17 protein-coding genes are annotated in these 15,372 nt (G+C 44.9%); all 17 read left to right on the forward strand.

The features are described from left to right. The first annotated feature begins 48 nt into the window (after positions 1-48). Complete coding sequence (gene pcrA / locus NFR99_RS08565) at positions 49-2,256, forward strand: DNA helicase PcrA (RefSeq protein WP_251353423.1); 2,208 nt, start codon at positions 49-51, stop codon at positions 2,254-2,256. A gap of 119 nt (positions 2,257-2,375) precedes the next feature. Next, a complete protein-coding gene (gene purE, locus NFR99_RS08570; protein WP_120483391.1) occupies positions 2,376-2,888 on the forward strand; it encodes a 5-(carboxyamino)imidazole ribonucleotide mutase in 513 nt (170 codons plus the stop codon). A gap of 30 nt (positions 2,889-2,918) precedes the next feature. Next, the gene (purM, locus tag NFR99_RS08575; RefSeq protein WP_120483389.1) at positions 2,919-3,944 is read left to right on the forward strand and encodes a phosphoribosylformylglycinamidine cyclo-ligase; all 1,026 of its coding nucleotides are present in this window, start codon (positions 2,919-2,921) and stop codon (positions 3,942-3,944) included. Beyond that, positions 3,938-4,570: a phosphoribosylglycinamide formyltransferase gene (gene purN / locus NFR99_RS08580; RefSeq protein ID WP_120483386.1), complete on the forward strand. Its 633-nt coding sequence runs from the start codon at positions 3,938-3,940 to the stop codon at positions 4,568-4,570. The genes purM and purN overlap by 7 nt, the downstream gene beginning before the upstream one ends. Positions 4,571-4,576: 6 nt before the next feature. Next, on the forward strand, positions 4,577-5,851 hold the full coding sequence (purD, locus tag NFR99_RS08585) for a phosphoribosylamine--glycine ligase (RefSeq protein WP_251353424.1): 1,275 nt from the start codon (positions 4,577-4,579) through the stop codon (positions 5,849-5,851). 13 nt (positions 5,852-5,864) lie between these two features. Beyond that, positions 5,865-7,034: a cadherin-like beta sandwich domain-containing protein gene (locus tag NFR99_RS08590; RefSeq protein ID WP_120483382.1), complete on the forward strand. Its 1,170-nt coding sequence runs from the start codon at positions 5,865-5,867 to the stop codon at positions 7,032-7,034. 268 nt (positions 7,035-7,302) lie between these two features. Continuing rightward, positions 7,303-7,992 (forward strand): phosphatase PAP2 family protein, encoded by a 690-nt coding sequence (locus tag NFR99_RS08595; RefSeq protein ID WP_251353425.1) that lies wholly within the window; start codon positions 7,303-7,305, stop codon positions 7,990-7,992. 1 nt (position 7,993) lies between these two features. After that, positions 7,994-9,022 carry a lysylphosphatidylglycerol synthase transmembrane domain-containing protein gene (locus NFR99_RS08600; protein ID WP_251353426.1) on the forward strand — a complete coding sequence of 343 codons (1,029 nt, stop codon included), beginning with the start codon at positions 7,994-7,996 and terminating at the stop codon, positions 9,020-9,022. A 78-nt stretch (positions 9,023-9,100) separates the two neighbouring features. Continuing rightward, positions 9,101-9,757, forward strand: a complete 657-nt coding sequence (locus NFR99_RS08605) for a CDP-alcohol phosphatidyltransferase family protein (protein ID WP_120483376.1) — start codon at positions 9,101-9,103, stop codon at positions 9,755-9,757. A gap of 58 nt (positions 9,758-9,815) precedes the next feature. Then, complete coding sequence (locus NFR99_RS08610) at positions 9,816-10,679, forward strand: phosphatidylserine decarboxylase (protein ID WP_120483374.1); 864 nt, start codon at positions 9,816-9,818, stop codon at positions 10,677-10,679. Between the two features lie 147 nt (positions 10,680-10,826). Then, the gene (gene rpsB, locus NFR99_RS08615) at positions 10,827-11,564 is read left to right on the forward strand and encodes a 30S ribosomal protein S2 (RefSeq protein ID WP_120483372.1); all 738 of its coding nucleotides are present in this window, start codon (positions 10,827-10,829) and stop codon (positions 11,562-11,564) included. A gap of 38 nt (positions 11,565-11,602) precedes the next feature. Then, positions 11,603-12,541, forward strand: coding sequence for a translation elongation factor Ts (tsf, locus tag NFR99_RS08620; protein WP_251353427.1), 939 nt, complete (start codon positions 11,603-11,605; stop codon positions 12,539-12,541). 167 nt (positions 12,542-12,708) lie between these two features. Next, positions 12,709-12,879, forward strand: coding sequence for an antitoxin VbhA family protein (locus tag NFR99_RS08625; protein ID WP_004052588.1), 171 nt, complete (start codon positions 12,709-12,711; stop codon positions 12,877-12,879). A gap of 11 nt (positions 12,880-12,890) precedes the next feature. Continuing rightward, the gene (locus tag NFR99_RS08630) at positions 12,891-13,673 is read left to right on the forward strand and encodes a Fic/DOC family protein (protein WP_251353428.1); all 783 of its coding nucleotides are present in this window, start codon (positions 12,891-12,893) and stop codon (positions 13,671-13,673) included. Continuing rightward, a complete protein-coding gene (locus NFR99_RS08635) occupies positions 13,674-14,582 on the forward strand; it encodes a hypothetical protein (RefSeq protein ID WP_251353429.1) in 909 nt (302 codons plus the stop codon). It begins immediately after the preceding gene. Between the two features lie 159 nt (positions 14,583-14,741). After that, positions 14,742-14,984 carry a hypothetical protein gene (locus NFR99_RS08640; RefSeq protein WP_016290522.1) on the forward strand — a complete coding sequence of 81 codons (243 nt, stop codon included), beginning with the start codon at positions 14,742-14,744 and terminating at the stop codon, positions 14,982-14,984. Next, positions 14,981-15,199 carry a type II toxin-antitoxin system death-on-curing family toxin gene (locus tag NFR99_RS08645; RefSeq protein ID WP_330642178.1) on the forward strand — a complete coding sequence of 73 codons (219 nt, stop codon included), beginning with the start codon at positions 14,981-14,983 and terminating at the stop codon, positions 15,197-15,199. The genes NFR99_RS08640 and NFR99_RS08645 overlap by 4 nt, the downstream gene beginning before the upstream one ends. The last annotated feature ends 173 nt before the right edge of the window (positions 15,200-15,372 follow it).

A 15,372-nucleotide genomic window follows, 5' to 3' on the forward strand; every position in this document is an offset into this window, starting at 1 on the left:
ATAGAGTATAATCAGAAAATATACATAAGAAAGGCTGGGCTTTAAATTATGAGTATTTATGATTCAATGAACGAGAGGCAGAGGGAAGCGGTGTTCCACACCGAGGGGCCGCTTCTGATTCTGGCAGGGGCAGGCTCGGGAAAAACTCGTGTATTGACCCACAGGATTGCCTATTTGATAGAAGAAAAAGGTGTGAATCCGTGGAATATTCTGGCGATTACGTTTACAAATAAAGCGGCGGGAGAGATGCGGGAACGGGTGGACAGGCTGGTGGCGTTTGGTGCGGAAAGCGTGTGGGTTTCTACGTTTCATTCTGCCTGTGTGCGGATTCTGCGAAGGCATATCGACCGGCTGGGATATGATAGCAAATTTACTATTTATGACAGCGACGACCAGAAAACGCTGATGAAGGATATTTGTAAGCGGCTCCAGATTGATACGAAGCAGTGGAAGGAAAAGACTCTTCTCGGTATCATCTCTTCGGCAAAAAATGAGTTGATTGGCGCACAGGAATATGAGATGAATACGATGGGAGATTTTTCAAAACGGAAGATTGCGGAGGTGTATAAGGAATACCAGAGGCAGCTTCGGACAAATAATGCCCTGGACTTTGATGACTTAATTATGAAAACGGTGGAATTGTTCAAGCTGAATCCCGATGTGCTGGAGGCATATCAGGAGCGCTTCAAATATATCATGGTCGATGAATACCAGGATACGAACACAGCGCAGTTTAAGCTTATCAGCCTGCTGGCGTCTAAATATCAAAATCTGTGTGTGGTGGGGGATGATGACCAGTCCATTTATAAATTCCGGGGAGCGAATATCAGAAATATCCTGAATTTTGAGGATGTATTTCCGAGCGCCCGTGTGGTTAAACTCGAACAGAACTACCGCTCGACAAAAACGATTCTGGATGCGGCGAATCATGTGATTAGGAATAATCTGGAAAGAAAGAACAAGACTCTGTGGACGGCGAATGACGGCGGCGCGCCTATTATATTCCAGAATTTTATGACTGCGTATGAGGAAGCGGAGTATATTGCAGAAGATTTGGCGAAAAGGGTGGCGGCTGGAGACGGAAACTACAGCGACTGTGCCATCCTCTACCGTACGAATGCCCAGTCACGTTTACTGGAAGAAAAATTTCTGCTGGCCAATATTCCTTACCGGATTATTGGCGGCGTGAATTTCTATGCCAGAAAGGAAATCAAAGATTTGCTTTCTTATTTAAAAACGGTAGACAATGCGAGGGATGATTTGGCGGTACGCAGGATTATCAATGTGCCGCGCAGGGGAATCGGCGCTGCCACGCTGGCAAAGGTACAGGACTTTGCAGTAGAGAACGAAATCAGCTTTTACAACGCGCTCCGTGCCGCAGAAGAAATTCCGGCGCTGGGAAGGAGCGTGGCAAAGCTGAAGCCTTTTGTGACCCTGATTCAGACGCTGCGCGCGCAGCAGGAATATTTTTCAGTGGCAGAGCTTTTGAAGGAGGTCATTGACAGAACAGATTATGTGAAAGAGCTGGAGGATGAAAATACCGAAGAATCCCGTGCGAGAATTGAAAATATTGACGAATTGATTTCGAAAGCGGCGTCCTATGATGAAGAAGCGGAAAATCCCACGCTCAGCGGATTTCTGGAGGAAGTGGCCCTGGTGGCTGACATCGATAACCTGGAGGAGAATAATGACAGGGTCGTGCTGATGACGCTTCACAGCGCGAAGGGGCTGGAATTCCCGAATGTATACCTGGCGGGGATGGAAGACGGGATCTTTCCGAGTTATATGACCATTGTTTCGGAAGACCCCACAGATCTTGAAGAGGAGCGGCGGCTCTGTTATGTGGGGATTACCAGGGCGATGCGGCAGCTTACGATTACCAGCGCCCGGTCGAGGATGATCCGGGGAGAGACACAGTACAATAAGGTATCCCGATTTATCCAGGAAATTCCCCGTGAGCTGGTGCAGGTGGGAAGTATGATAAAGCCTAAGGTGCAGGAACTGCCGAAGCAGACGGCGTATATCCAGGCGAAACAGGCATTTCAGGCGAAGGCATTTGAGCCGAAACAATATAAGGTTACGAAAGCAGATAAGCTGGAGTATGGAGTGGGCGACAGGGTAAAACATATAAAGTTTGGAGCGGGAACGGTTGAAAATATTGTAGAGGGAGGAAAAGACTACGAAGTGACCGTGAATTTCGACCGGGCGGGAGTAAAGAAGATGTTTGCCGCGTTTGCGAAACTGAAGAGAGAATAAACGGAAGCCGGGGAAGGCGGTATCTCTTTTCGTTGACATTTTCCGGCGAAATTAGTAGAATAGAAAATTAGGAAAGAAGTTTGTTTTTACAATTATTTATAAAAGAAGGAGAATATACCATGACAAAAGTTGGGATTGTAATGGGCAGTGATTCAGATATGCCGGTTATGGCGAAAGCAGCAGATATTTTGGAGCAGCTGGGTGTGGACTATGAGATGACGATTATTTCCGCACACCGGGAGCCGGATGTATTTTTTGAATATGCAAAAACTGCGGAAGAGAAAGGATTTAAGGTAATCATCGCGGGCGCGGGGATGGCGGCACATCTTCCGGGCATGTGCGCGGCGATTTTTCCGATGCCTGTCATTGGTATCCCGATGCATACTACTTCGCTGGGAGGCAGGGATTCTCTTTACTCTATCGTGCAGATGCCGTCGGGAATCCCAGTGGCTACCGTGGCCATTAATGGCGGGGCAAATGCGGGAATTTTAGCGGCAAAGATTCTGGCGGTTTCGGATGGGGAGCTGCTGGAAAGGCTGAAAAAGTATTCTGCGGATTTGAAAAATCAGGTAGTGGCAAAGGATGAGAAGCTTCAGAAATTGGGACATAAGGAATATTTAAAGCAGAAGTAGGCATATAAGCAGTGGAAAAAGGAGAAAATTATGGATTATAAGAACGCAGGAGTAGATATTGAAGCGGGTTACAAGTCAGTGGAGCTGATGAAGGAACATATCAAAAAGACGATGAGGCCGGAAGTACTGACAAATATTGGAGGATTTTCCGGTGCATTTTCTATGGAAGCATTTAAAAACATGGAGAAACCCACGCTGGTATCCGGTACGGACGGTGTGGGGACGAAGCTGAAACTGGCATTTATCATGGACAGGCATGATACCGTGGGGATTGACTGCGTGGCTATGTGCGTAAATGATATCGCATGTGCGGGAGGAGAACCTTTATTTTTCCTGGACTATATTGCATGTGGGAAAAATGTGCCGGAGAAGATTGCGACGATTGTAAGCGGTGTGGCTGACGGGTGCGCCCAGTCTAATGCGGCGTTGATTGGCGGCGAGACGGCGGAGATGCCGGGCTTCTATCCGGAAGATGAGTATGATTTAGCAGGGTTTGCCGTGGGCGTTGTGGATGAAAAAGATCTGATTACCGGAAAAGATATCAAGCCGGGAGATACTCTGGTGGGCATTGCGTCCTCAGGAGTTCACAGCAATGGATTTTCGCTGGTTCGGAAAATTTTTCAGATGGACGCCGGGACTTTGAATACTTATCATGAGGAGCTTGGGAAAACGCTGGGAGAGGCTCTTTTGGCGCCTACAAAGATTTATGTGAAAGCATTGAGGAATGTAAAAGAGGCTGGCGTCCGTATCAAGGGGTGCAGCCATGTGACAGGCGGCGGTTTCTATGAAAATATTCCAAGGATGCTCCCTGATAATGTGCGTGCCGTGATTAAAAAGGATAGTTACGAAGTTCCTGCAATTTTCCGTATGATGGCGCGGGAGGGCGACGTGGCGGAAGAGATGATGTACAATACCTACAATATGGGCATTGGCATGGTGCTGGCGCTGGATGCGGCAGATGTAGATAAGGCTATGGCAGCTATCAAGGCAGCCGGGGAGACGCCTTATGTGATTGGCCAGGTTGAGGCTGGGGAAAAAGGAGTTACTTTATGTTAAGGCTGGCAGTACTTGTCTCAGGCGGGGGGACGAATCTCCAGGCAATTATGGACAGCATCAGGGACGGCAGGATTACGAACGCCGAGATTTCCGTAGTTATCAGCAATAATAAAAATGCATATGCGCTGGAGCGCGCGAAGCAGGGCGGTATTGATGCGGTTTGCGTCTCACCAAAAGATTATGAGAGCAGGGATGCATTTAATGAAGCTTTTTTGGAAAAACTGAATTCTTATAAGCCGGATCTTGTAGTACTGGCAGGCTGTCTGGTGGTGATTCCCGAAATTATGGTAAAGGCATATCCAAACAGGATTATTAATATTCATCCGGCGCTGATTCCGTCTTTCTGCGGGACAGGATATTATGGGCTGAAGGTTCACGAGGGCGTGTTGGAGCGCGGGGCAAAGGTTACGGGAGCAACGGTACATTTTGTAGATGCCGGGACGGATACGGGGCCGATTATTTTGCAGAAAGCTGTGGAAGTGCGCCAGGGTGATACTCCGAAGGTACTGCAGCAGCGTGTGATGGAAGAAGCAGAGTGGAAAATTCTGCCGGAGGCGATTCATTTGATAGCAAACGGCAGGGTGCGTGTAGATGAGCGGAATCATGTAGTGATTGAGGGGGCATAAGAAAAGATGAAAGTATTAATCGTAGGAAGCGGCGGAAGAGAACATGCAATCGCGTGGAAAACGGCGCAGAGCAGTAAAGTCGACAAAATTTACTGCGCGCCGGGCAATGCGGGGATTGAAGAATATGCGGAGTGCGTAAATATCGGCGCTATGGAGTTTGAGAAGCTGGCGGCGTTTGCAAAGGAAAAAGAAATTGATTTAACGGTAATTGGGATGGACGATCCCCTGGTTGGAGGAATTGTAGATGTCTTTGAAGCCGAAGGGCTGCGGGTGTTCGGTCCCCGGAAAAACGCGGCGGTTCTGGAAGGCTCCAAAGCATTTTCGAAAGATTTGATGAAGAAATACGGTATTCCAACGGCGGCATATGAAAATTTCGATAACGCAGAGGAGGCGCTTGCCTATCTGGAAACGGCGAAATTTCCGATTGTACTGAAAGCGGATGGTCTGGCGCTGGGGAAAGGCGTGCTTATCTGCAATACTCTGGATGAAGCAAGAGACGGCGTCCGTACAATTATGACAGACAAGAAATTCGGGACTGCCGGAAACCGTATGGTTATTGAAGAATTTATGACGGGCAGGGAAGTTTCGGTACTTTCTTATGTAGATGGAAAGACGATTAAGACTATGACCAGCGCGCAGGATCATAAACGTGCAGGAGACGGGGATACCGGACTGAATACAGGCGGTATGGGAACTTTTTCTCCAAGTCCTTTTTATACGGAGGAAGTGGATGAGTTCTGCAGGAAGTATATTTACCAGGCAACGGTAGATGCGATGGCAGCAGAGGGGAGAGAGTTCAAAGGAATCATTTTCTTCGGATTGATGCTCACGGAAGATGGGCCAAGGGTTCTGGAATATAATGCGCGTTTTGGCGACCCGGAGGCGCAGGTTGTCCTTCCAAGGATGAAAAATGATATCATTGAAGTGTTTGAAGCATGTATTGACGGGACGCTGGATCAGGTTGATTTGCAGTTTGAAGATAATGCAGCAGTTTGCGTTGTACTGGCTTCAGAAGGGTATCCGGTGAAATACGAGAAAGGCTTTGCGATAAAAGGACTGGAAAATTTCAAAGACAGAGAAGGATACTATGTGTTCCATGCAGGAACAAAGAAAGCAGAAGAAGGAATTGTAACAAATGGCGGCCGTGTGCTGGGCGTTACAGCGAAGGGGAAAGATTTGAAGGATGCCAGGGCAAATGCTTATGAGGCAATCCGGCTGGTGGAATTTGATAATAAATATTACCGCTCGGATATTGGTAAAGCGATTGACGAGGCAGAATAAAGAGAGGTGCGTTATGAAAGCGAGAAAGAACTTCCGGAGAGCCGGAGCAGTATTGGCGCTGCTGATATTTTTCTGTCTTAGTATGTCAGTTCTGGCTTCTTCAGACGATAACTCCCTGTCTGCCCTGAATATCCATAACGGGACATTGTCAAGGGACTTTGAGTACAATATTTTAGAATATGACGTTACGGTGGATCCGGGAACGGCGGAGCTTTATCTGGAGCCTTCCACATCGAACCCGGCCGCGACGATTGATTCTATCACAGGAACAGTACTGGAGGGGGGAAAAGCTACAGTGCTGATTACCGTGTCATCTCAGAGCGGCATTCCGGTAACGTATACGCTCCATGTGACGGAGTCGGGAGCAGGCGGGGAAGAAACTCAGACGGAAGCGCCTGAAACAGAGGCGCAGGAAGCGGTTACGGAACCCCCGGCTGCTTCAGCGCAGACGGAGCTTCAGACAGAGTCAGAAACGGAGACGGCTGCGCCGTCTAATGCGTTTCAGGGGCATATGACGAAGTTAAAATCGGATTCAGACTTGATGATGAAAATTGTATACGGGTTGATTATTCTTTCCGTTATTTTGCTGGTGTTTATCATTAATCTGATTTTGAGAAACCGTGATTTGAAAGATGATTTGAAAGACGTGAAAAACCAGCTTGCATATTATACAAATGAATTTGCGCGTAAAGAGCAGATGATGGTAACGGATAACTACTATGCGCCTGCGCAGCAGGGGGATGCAAAGCCTGAAGAGGCTGAACAGGCGACGGAATATACCCAGGCTCAGCAGAACGGAGCAGCAGTGGAAGAAACTTTTGGGACACGGATGGGTATAGGCGGATATCAGGGCATGATGCCGGAGGATGTGCCGCCAAACCGTCCGATTACGGAGCCGGAGCCTGTGGATAAGCGTACATCCCGCCGGTCGGCATCCCGGCCAAGGACAGAGTCCGGGGCTGAAACGCCGCCGGAGTCTCAGCCGAAAGCAGAGCCACAGCTGGAAGCAGCTTCCAGATCGGAGGCGGCGGTACAGCCAGAGCCTGTTTCCGCGTTGGAGGAACCGTTACGGCCGGAGCCGCCGGCATCCGTGCCGCAGCCTGTTATACAGGCCGCATCTCAGCCACCGGTGCAGCCGGGAAATGAAAGCATGGATATTGATGTTACGATGGTAGAGTTATAGCGGATGAGAGCCGCAGCCTTGTGGAAAGGCTGCGGCTTATGCTATTTATACAGGCAGCAGATATGTATGTAAGGATACTTAATATTTTTTTGCGATTTTTTAAAGATTTAGTAAAGTTGTGCCGCTTATATTGAGTATTCTTAAAAACCCTGTTATACTTAGGAATGGCGACGGCTTAAAGTAATATTTGCCAGCATTCCGGTTTGGAGGAGCTGATGATATATTATGGAAGCGTTGCCAGAAATCATGATAAGTATGAGGCAGAGAAATGGGGAGAATAAGAAAGAGATTGTCTGGCCTGGTTCCGGTATATGGCATATTTCCGCTTATCATGGCGGTGACTGTAAATACGGCGGTTTATGGCGGCTCCAGAATGATTGCCGGGGAATGGCATCACTATAATATTGAGAGTCCGCTTGACCGTTTGGTTCCGTTCTGGCCGCCGTCAGTGCTGATTTATCTGGGATGTTATTTGTTTTGGGCGGTAAATTATGTATTGATTGCCCGTCAGGGAAAAAAGGAGGTCTGTCAGTTTTTTACAGCGGATTTCCTGTCAAGGATGGTATGCCTGGTATTTTTTCTGGTGTTCCCCACAACAAATATCCGTCCGGAGCTGGCGCAGGATGGACTGTGGAATTGGCTGATGGGGTTCGTGTATTCCGTAGATGCGGCCGATAACCTGTTTCCGTCTATCCACTGTCTGGTGAGCTGGTTTTGTTATATAGGCATACGGGGAAAGAAGGAGATTCTGGCGTGGTATAGGGGCGCTTCTTGTGTGATGGCGGTTTTGGTCTGTATTTCTACGTTAACGACAAAGCAGCATGTCCTTGTGGATGTGTTTGGGGGAGTTGCCCTCGCAGAGCTGTGCTTCGTAATAGGGAAGCGGGAAGTTGTCTGGCGAAAATATGAAAAACTTCTGGATAAAGTGAATGGGAAGATTTTTCATAAGGAGGAGTAGGATGCGGGCAAAAAAGAAAATAGTAGGAAATACGGTTTTTCTTCTGGCAGTTTTCGGGCTTACGCTCTATGGTGTTTTTCATGGGGAAGATTTGGACGCCATGATGGAGGCGATACGAAGGGCAGATATCCGCTGGCTGGTTCCGGGGGTAGCGCTTGTATTGATTTTTATTTGGGGAGAGTCTGTTATCATCTGGTATATGATGCGTTCCTTTGGGATATATCTAAAGAAGAGGGTGTGTTTTTTGTTTTCTTCAGTAGGATTCTTTTTTAGCTGTATCACCCCGTCAGCGAGCGGCGGACAGCCGATGCAGATTTATTATATGAAAAAAGAGAAGATACCGATACCAGTTTCTACAGTGATACTGATGGTGGTAACGATTACCTATAAGCTGGTACTGGTGGTGATTGGGCTTGGGATTCTGCTGTTTGCCAGAGGGTTTGTACACCGTTATCTGGAGGGAATTCTCCCAATTTATTATCTGGGAGTGCTGCTGAATGTTTTTTGTGTGAGTTTTATGACCATTCTGGTATTTCACCCGGTTCTGGCAAAAAAGATACTGCTGAAGGGTATGGACTGGCTGGAAAAACTGAGGTTTCTGAAACGCAGGGAAGAGCGGAGGAACAAGCTTCAGGAGTCCATGCAGGTATACCGGGAAACGGCAGAATATTTGAAAGAGCATAAGCGTGTGATTGTTCATGTGATTTTAATTACTTTTGTTCAGCGTATTGCGCTGTTTGCGGTAACATGGATGGTATATCAGGCATTTGGCATGTCCGGGATATCTGTGTGGGACGTTGTGCTTTTGCAGGCTGTAATATCGGTTTCAGTGGATATGCTTCCGCTTCCGGGCGGTATGGGGATTAGTGAATCCTTGTTTCTGAAAATTTTTGCTCCGGTATTTCCGGGCGTGCTGCTTCCTGCGATGGTGCTTTCGAGAGGGCTGGGATATTACAGCCAGCTTCTTATCAGCGCTTTGTTTACGGCAGTGGCGCAGATGCGGAGTGCGTGGAATGAACGGTCCGGCTGACTATGAAGGAAGCCGGAAGCAGCGGTGTTATCGGATTGTTGGGTGGAGTGTTGTTTTGATAGAAGAGGGAGATTACATATGATAGGATTTTATGATTATACTGTGGTTTTGACGTATATCAGCCTTGCGTGTTCTGTGATAGGGATGTTCTGTGCATCAGAGATGAATCTCAGATGGGCGATTTTCTGTCTGGCGGTATCCGGGCTGTGCGATATGTTTGACGGAAAAATTGCCAGGACGAAGAAGAACCGTACAGAAGATGAGAAGAATTTCGGGATTCAGATAGATTCCCTCTGTGATGTGGTGTGTTTTGGGATTTTTCCGATTATCATTTGTTATAAAATAGGAATGAACCATATGTACAGTATGGTGATTCTGGTACTGTATGGACTGGCGGGAGTTATCCGCCTGGGATATTTTAATGTCATGGAAGCGAAACGCCAGAATGAAACGGATGAGGCAAGGAAGTATTATCAGGGATTGCCGATTACATCTATGGCAATTGCTTTGCCGATTTTGTTTGTGTTTTCCCCGTTGTTTCCCAGCCATGAGCTGTTTTTAGCAGCGCTGCATGTAGTTGTTGCGGCGGTAGGGATTTTGTTTGTCACCAATTTTAGACTGAGGAAACTTTCAACAAAGGAACTGTTTTTACTGGTGGGAGTAGTTGCAGCAGCAGTGGCAGTGATTGTTTTTGTGTGGCGGGGCTGGTGGATGTTCCTGCATTCTTTAAAATAGGTATTTCTGTTAAGAATGTTTGGCCGGGCGTCGGTAAATAGCAGATAGGAGAGAGGAAATGCATTTTTTAGCAGACCGCGGGGGGCGGATAGTGGAAGAGAACTCTTTACAGGATCGGTTTTTAGAGTGGATGTATGGCCATGTGGCGGGAAGAGTTCTCTTAAGGCCGCTGGTTTCTCCGGTGTTTTCGAGAGCGGGAGGAAGATTCTTGGATTCCAGGCTGTCGAGGCTTATGATTCCGGCATTTATCAGGAATCATTCTATAGATATGAAGGAATTTGAACAGAAGGAATATAGTTCCTATAACGCATTTTTCAAACGGAGGATGCTTTCGGGAGTACGTGAGATTGAACATGCTCCTCAGGTTTTTGTGAGCCCCTGTGACAGCCGCCTGAGTGTTTATAGAATCAGCAGGGAACAGGAGTTTTCTATTAAAAATACGAAATATACAACAGAGCAGCTTCTGAGAAGCCGGAAGCTGGCGGGGAAATACAGCGGCGGCTATGCCTGGGTGTTCCGTCTGTGTGTGGAGGATTATCACCGTTATATTTATGTAGATGGGGGCAGGGTATCTCCCGGTATCTGTATTCCCGGTGTATTTCATACCGTGAACCCGGCGGCAAATGACAGGTATCCGATTTACGTGGAAAATACCAGGGAATATTCCCTGCTGCAGTCAGAGCACTTTGGTACAATCCTCCAGATGGAGGTGGGGGCGCTTTTGGTAGGGAAAATCGAGAACCGTACAGTTAGCGGAACCGTGCGGAGAGGACAGGAGAAAGGAAACTTTGCGTTCGGAGGTTCTACAGTAATCCTGCTGACGCAGGAAGGGAAGGTTCGGCCGGATAAGGATATCCTGGAGAATTCCGGGAAAGGGATAGAGACGAAAGTGAAACTTGGGGAGAGGGTAGGATGTGTGTGAAAAAGTCCTTGCGCTTACGGGGTTGCTGTGATATACTACCAACGGCGAAAATTAATCACGTAGGGCAGATTCCGGGGATGGTGCCGTATATATGGTTTTCCACGGGAGCGGACGTCTGCGGAAGAACAACCAAAAAGGAGAAGAATCATGAGTGTAATTTCAATGAAGCAGTTACTGGAGGCAGGTGTTCATTTTGGACATCAGACAAGAAGATGGAACCCTAAAATGGCTCCGTATATCTACACGGAAAGAAACGGAATCTATATCATCGACCTGCAGAAGTCTGTAGGAATGGTAGACACTGCTTATAAGGCAGTTTCTGATATTGTAGCAGAGGGAGGTACCATTCTTTTTGTAGGAACCAAGAAACAGGCGCAGGACGCTGTGAAAGCAGAGGCAGAGCGCTGTGACATGTTCTATGTAAATGAGAGATGGTTAGGCGGTATGCTGACCAACTTCAAGACCATCCAGAGCCGTGTAAGACGTTTAAAAGATATTGAAGCAATGCAGGAAGACGGTACTTTTGAAGTACTTCCGAAGAAAGAGGTTATTGCATTAAAGAAAGAAATGGACAAGCTGCAGAGAAACCTCGGCGGCATTAAAGAAATGAAGAAGCTTCCGGATGCTATTTTTGTAGTAGATCCGAAGAAAGAAAGAATCTGCGTACAGGAGGCACATACTCTGGGAATTCCGTTGATTGGCATCTGTGATACAAACTGCGACCCGGAAGAGCTGGATTATGTAATCCCGGGAAATGACGACGCAATCAGAGCCGTAAAATTAATTGTTTCCAAGATGGCAGATGCTGTTATCGAGGCAAACCAGGGGACTGAAGGTGAAGTGTCAGAGGCAGAGTTTGTAGAAGAAGCTGCAGCAGAGGAGTAATTCCTGACATAGTAAATAGATAACGGAGGAAATTTGAAATGGCTATTTCAGCTAAGATGGTAAAAGAGTTACGTGAAATGACAGGCGCCGGAATGATGGACTGTAAGAAAGCGCTTACGGCTACAGACGGCGATATGGATAAAGCAGTTGAGTTCCTGAGAGAAAAAGGACTTGCTACTGCTCAGAAAAAGGCCGGAAGAATTGCAGCAGAAGGTATCGTAATGCTGAAAGTTTCCGAGGATGAGAAGAAAGCTGTCGCTGTAGAAGTAAATGCTGAGACAGACTTCGTGGCAAAGAATGAGAAGTTCCAGAATTATGTATCCCAGGTAGCAGCACAGGCTCTGGCGACAGAGGCTGCTGATGTAGAAAGTTTCCTGAATGAAGAGTGGACTTACAGCGAGTCTGCTACCGTAGCAGAAGAACTGGCGCATCAGATCGCAGTTATCGGCGAGAACATGAATATCCGCCGTTTCGCTCAGGTGAAAGAGGAGAACGGTTTTGTAGCTTCCTATACACACATGGGCGGAAAGATCGGCGTTCTGGTTGACGTAGAGACAGATGTTGTAAATGACGCTGTAAAAGAGATGGCAAAGAACGTGGCAATGCAGGTAGCAGCCCTGAAGCCGCAGTACACCAACAGGAGCGAAATCAGCGAAGAGTTCATTGCGCATGAGAAAGAAATCCTCATGGCACAGATTATGAACGACCCGAAAGAGTCCCAGAAGCCGGAGAAGGTTATCGCAGGTATGATTAACGGCCGTATTAATAAAGAGATGAAAGAAATCTGCCTGCTTGACCAGGTATACGTAAAGTCAGAGGACGGAAAGCAGTCTGTTGAGAAATATGTAGAAGAAGTAGCGAAAGCAAACGGCGCAAAGATTACGGTAAAAGGATTCGTTCGTTTCGAGACAGGAGAAGGTCTTGAGAAGAAGGAAGAGAACTTTGCGGAGGAAGTTGCAAAACAGATGAATCAGTAGAAATTTGTCGAAAACAGGCGAATAGAGATAGGAATGAGAACCCTTGTAAGTGGCGTTGGTGCGCTGCTTGCAGGGGTTTTTATTATGCGGTATGTATAAAAGTTATAATGGATATTGTCTATAGAATGTGGTAAAATAAATAAAAACAGAAATTGGGAGTTGATTTTATGCTAGTCAGTACAGATAAGAAATGGGATTATGCATTAGGTATGATTAAAGTAGATGGATTAGAACCATCTCCAGAATTTAAAAAATTAATTGAAAAAGAAAGTCGTGGAGAAATGACCACGGAGGATATGCGTAAGGTTTTAGACAAAAAATATAAGATGAAAGAATAGATAAAAATATTATGAATGATCCATATTTATATCCACATACAGATATTCTAAAGAATCTTGCTGATATACGGGACAGAGAAATGTTGTCGTGTATGGAGGCAGAATATACGAGTATACGGCTTGCGGAACTTGTAATAGGAGAATCCGTCAGCCGTTTTGATTTTGTAGCATTTTGTGATATGCATCATTATATTTTTCAGGATATATACGAATGGGCAGGAAAAATTAGAATTATAAACATTGAAAAATCAGAGCCGGCTTTAGGAGGTATTTCAATAGAGTATTCTGATTGTTTTGATATTGAAAAGGACGCAACATATGTCTTAGATAAAATGAACCATTACGCTTGGGAAAAGGTATCTATTGAAGAAGTGGCAGAAATATTTTCAAAATATTTAGCTGAACTTTGGAAAGTGCATCCTTATCGAGAAGGTAATACGCGCACGGTAATTACATTTTGCAGCCAGTTTATAGAGAGTAAAGGGTTTTATATAGATAGTGATTTATTCAAAGATAATGCGCAATATATGAGAACTGCTTTAGTTGCGGCAAATGCTTTGTTTTCAGATCTTGGGGATAAACGAAAGCCGGAATATTTAGAGAAGATAGTCTTGGATGCTTTGGAAAGAGGACGGGAAATGAAACAAAGGGTTTCTGATATCATAAAAAAAGCAGGATATAGAGTGACAGAAAGAACAATCCGTAAGATTGTATATTGGAATCGTTTAGAACGGTATGAGCATGGGGAACGAGATGTTAGATTATATTTATTACAAAATAGGGAATGTGAATAAATGGCTTATATAAAAAATCAAATATTACAGAATAATGCGCTTGAAGCATGGGCAATGGCAGTTAGATATTGTGATTATATTTTAGAGGGAAAGGTAACCTTGGAATATCGTAAGCACTTTGTGTCTGTGCTTCATAATGCTGTGGAATTATTTGTAAAACAGTTAATGTTAAATAATACAGATTATCGGGTAACACAATTGAAAAAGGGATGCAATCCGGATGGGCAGCCAGCAAGAGATTTTTATAATTCCAAAGATTTAAATGCTTATTTCAGTAGTTTGGATGAGCAGACAATGAAGAAATTTTTTTCGATAGAATTTAATAAAATCGTTGATATAACAAATGAGTTATTTTCAGAATACTATGACCAAAATGGTGACACATCTGTAAAAAGTGCTTTATCACTGCTAAATAGGCTGAGAAATTGTGAGATGCATTTTTTTATTGATAAGAACACATTTCTTTTGGAAAAAGAATTTCAACAGCTTCATAATTTTATGATAGAATTTTATAATATTCTTCATTTTTATTCACTATTACCTTTTTGGGGAAGATTTGGGAGATGGGAATATGCAAAGTTACAATTTGACAGACAGACGCTGTTTGATTTTACATACAGAAATGCTGTAAAAAATACGAAATTTGTGAAGACTCTCAAAGAACAATTAGAAGGTGAAATTTTTCCTGCGAGCGTAGGAGGTTCAGCATTTGATATTGCCGATAGTATTGCTAGCGTAATTAATGAGTATCAAGGAAATAAATTTGATGATTTATGGGTTTATGTTGAGACGATGCTTGGAAATAAAATATTGTCCTATCATGATGAAGCAGATGAATATGAAATAGAAGGACAGTATGGAATAGAAAAGGGATGTAATGTATATCGGCAATATTATATAAATATTTGATATCAGAAGGGAAGTTTGAAATGTCAGAATTGCACATTATTGGAAATGGATTTGATAAAGGACATGGATTAAAGACTTCTTAAAGAGTATTTTGGGGTTGGAATAGGTTGAATTCATCCTATAAATTGGATATAATAAAATTATCAGGAGGTATGGACGATGACAATAAATACAAATACAATGGTTTCTATTACAGAAGCAAATCAGAATTTTTCAAAAGTAGCAAGATTAGTGGATGAGCATGGGACAGCTGTTATATTAAAAAATAATGTACCAAGATACCTTGTCATAGATTTCAGTAAAGCTGAGCATGATGCTGTTGCGTCAAATGAAGATGTATTGAGTATATCGAAACGATTAATTGAGAAGAATAAGGAATCTTATGAGGTGCTTGCAAAATGATAAAGCTGACAAAAGAACAGATTCTATTGCTTCATACTCAGTTAATAGAGACTACCGGAGGAAGCGATGGGATTAGGGATATGGGTCTGCTTGAATCTGCATTAGAAAGTCCTTTTCAATCTTATGGTGGAGAAGAATTATATCCAAGCATACAGGCAAAGGCAGCGAGACTTTGTTATGGACTGGTTAAATCGGAGAAACATCAAAGAATGTAGGAAATAAGCGGGGAAACGGTCTCAATCCGCATAAATACAGGGTTTTCAGGGTGTCAGACGGTTTTGCACAGGCGGCTAAAAATCTGGATAAATGCAAACGGTTAGCAACACGTTAGCAACAAACAGGAGGCGGCGCAGGTATCTTCTCAATTTCAGCCCGCAGGTCATCGACA

The sequence above is a fragment of the Hominisplanchenecus murintestinalis genome (assembly GCF_943193015.1).
GTDB lineage: Bacteria > Bacillota > Clostridia > Lachnospirales > Lachnospiraceae > Hominisplanchenecus_A > Hominisplanchenecus_A murintestinalis.

Coding starts and splice junctions, on each gene's coding strand:
- pcrA (WP_251353423.1), top strand. CDS start 49: ATGAGTATTTATGATTCAATGAACGAGAGGCAGAGGGAAGCGGTGTTC.
- purE (WP_120483391.1), top strand. CDS start 2,376: ATGACAAAAGTTGGGATTGTAATGGGCAGTGATTCAGATATGCCGGTT.
- purM (WP_120483389.1), top strand. CDS start 2,919: ATGGATTATAAGAACGCAGGAGTAGATATTGAAGCGGGTTACAAGTCA.
- purN (WP_120483386.1), top strand. CDS start 3,938: ATGTTAAGGCTGGCAGTACTTGTCTCAGGCGGGGGGACGAATCTCCAG.
- purD (WP_251353424.1), top strand. CDS start 4,577: ATGAAAGTATTAATCGTAGGAAGCGGCGGAAGAGAACATGCAATCGCG.
- NFR99_RS08590 (WP_120483382.1), top strand. CDS start 5,865: ATGAAAGCGAGAAAGAACTTCCGGAGAGCCGGAGCAGTATTGGCGCTG.
- NFR99_RS08595 (WP_251353425.1), top strand. CDS start 7,303: ATGGGGAGAATAAGAAAGAGATTGTCTGGCCTGGTTCCGGTATATGGC.
- NFR99_RS08600 (WP_251353426.1), top strand. CDS start 7,994: ATGCGGGCAAAAAAGAAAATAGTAGGAAATACGGTTTTTCTTCTGGCA.
- NFR99_RS08605 (WP_120483376.1), top strand. CDS start 9,101: ATGATAGGATTTTATGATTATACTGTGGTTTTGACGTATATCAGCCTT.
- NFR99_RS08610 (WP_120483374.1), top strand. CDS start 9,816: ATGCATTTTTTAGCAGACCGCGGGGGGCGGATAGTGGAAGAGAACTCT.
- rpsB (WP_120483372.1), top strand. CDS start 10,827: ATGAGTGTAATTTCAATGAAGCAGTTACTGGAGGCAGGTGTTCATTTT.
- tsf (WP_251353427.1), top strand. CDS start 11,603: ATGGCTATTTCAGCTAAGATGGTAAAAGAGTTACGTGAAATGACAGGC.
- NFR99_RS08625 (WP_004052588.1), top strand. CDS start 12,709: ATGCTAGTCAGTACAGATAAGAAATGGGATTATGCATTAGGTATGATT.
- NFR99_RS08630 (WP_251353428.1), top strand. CDS start 12,891: ATGAATGATCCATATTTATATCCACATACAGATATTCTAAAGAATCTT.
- NFR99_RS08635 (WP_251353429.1), top strand. CDS start 13,674: ATGGCTTATATAAAAAATCAAATATTACAGAATAATGCGCTTGAAGCA.
- NFR99_RS08640 (WP_016290522.1), top strand. CDS start 14,742: ATGACAATAAATACAAATACAATGGTTTCTATTACAGAAGCAAATCAG.
- NFR99_RS08645 (WP_330642178.1), top strand. CDS start 14,981: ATGATAAAGCTGACAAAAGAACAGATTCTATTGCTTCATACTCAGTTA.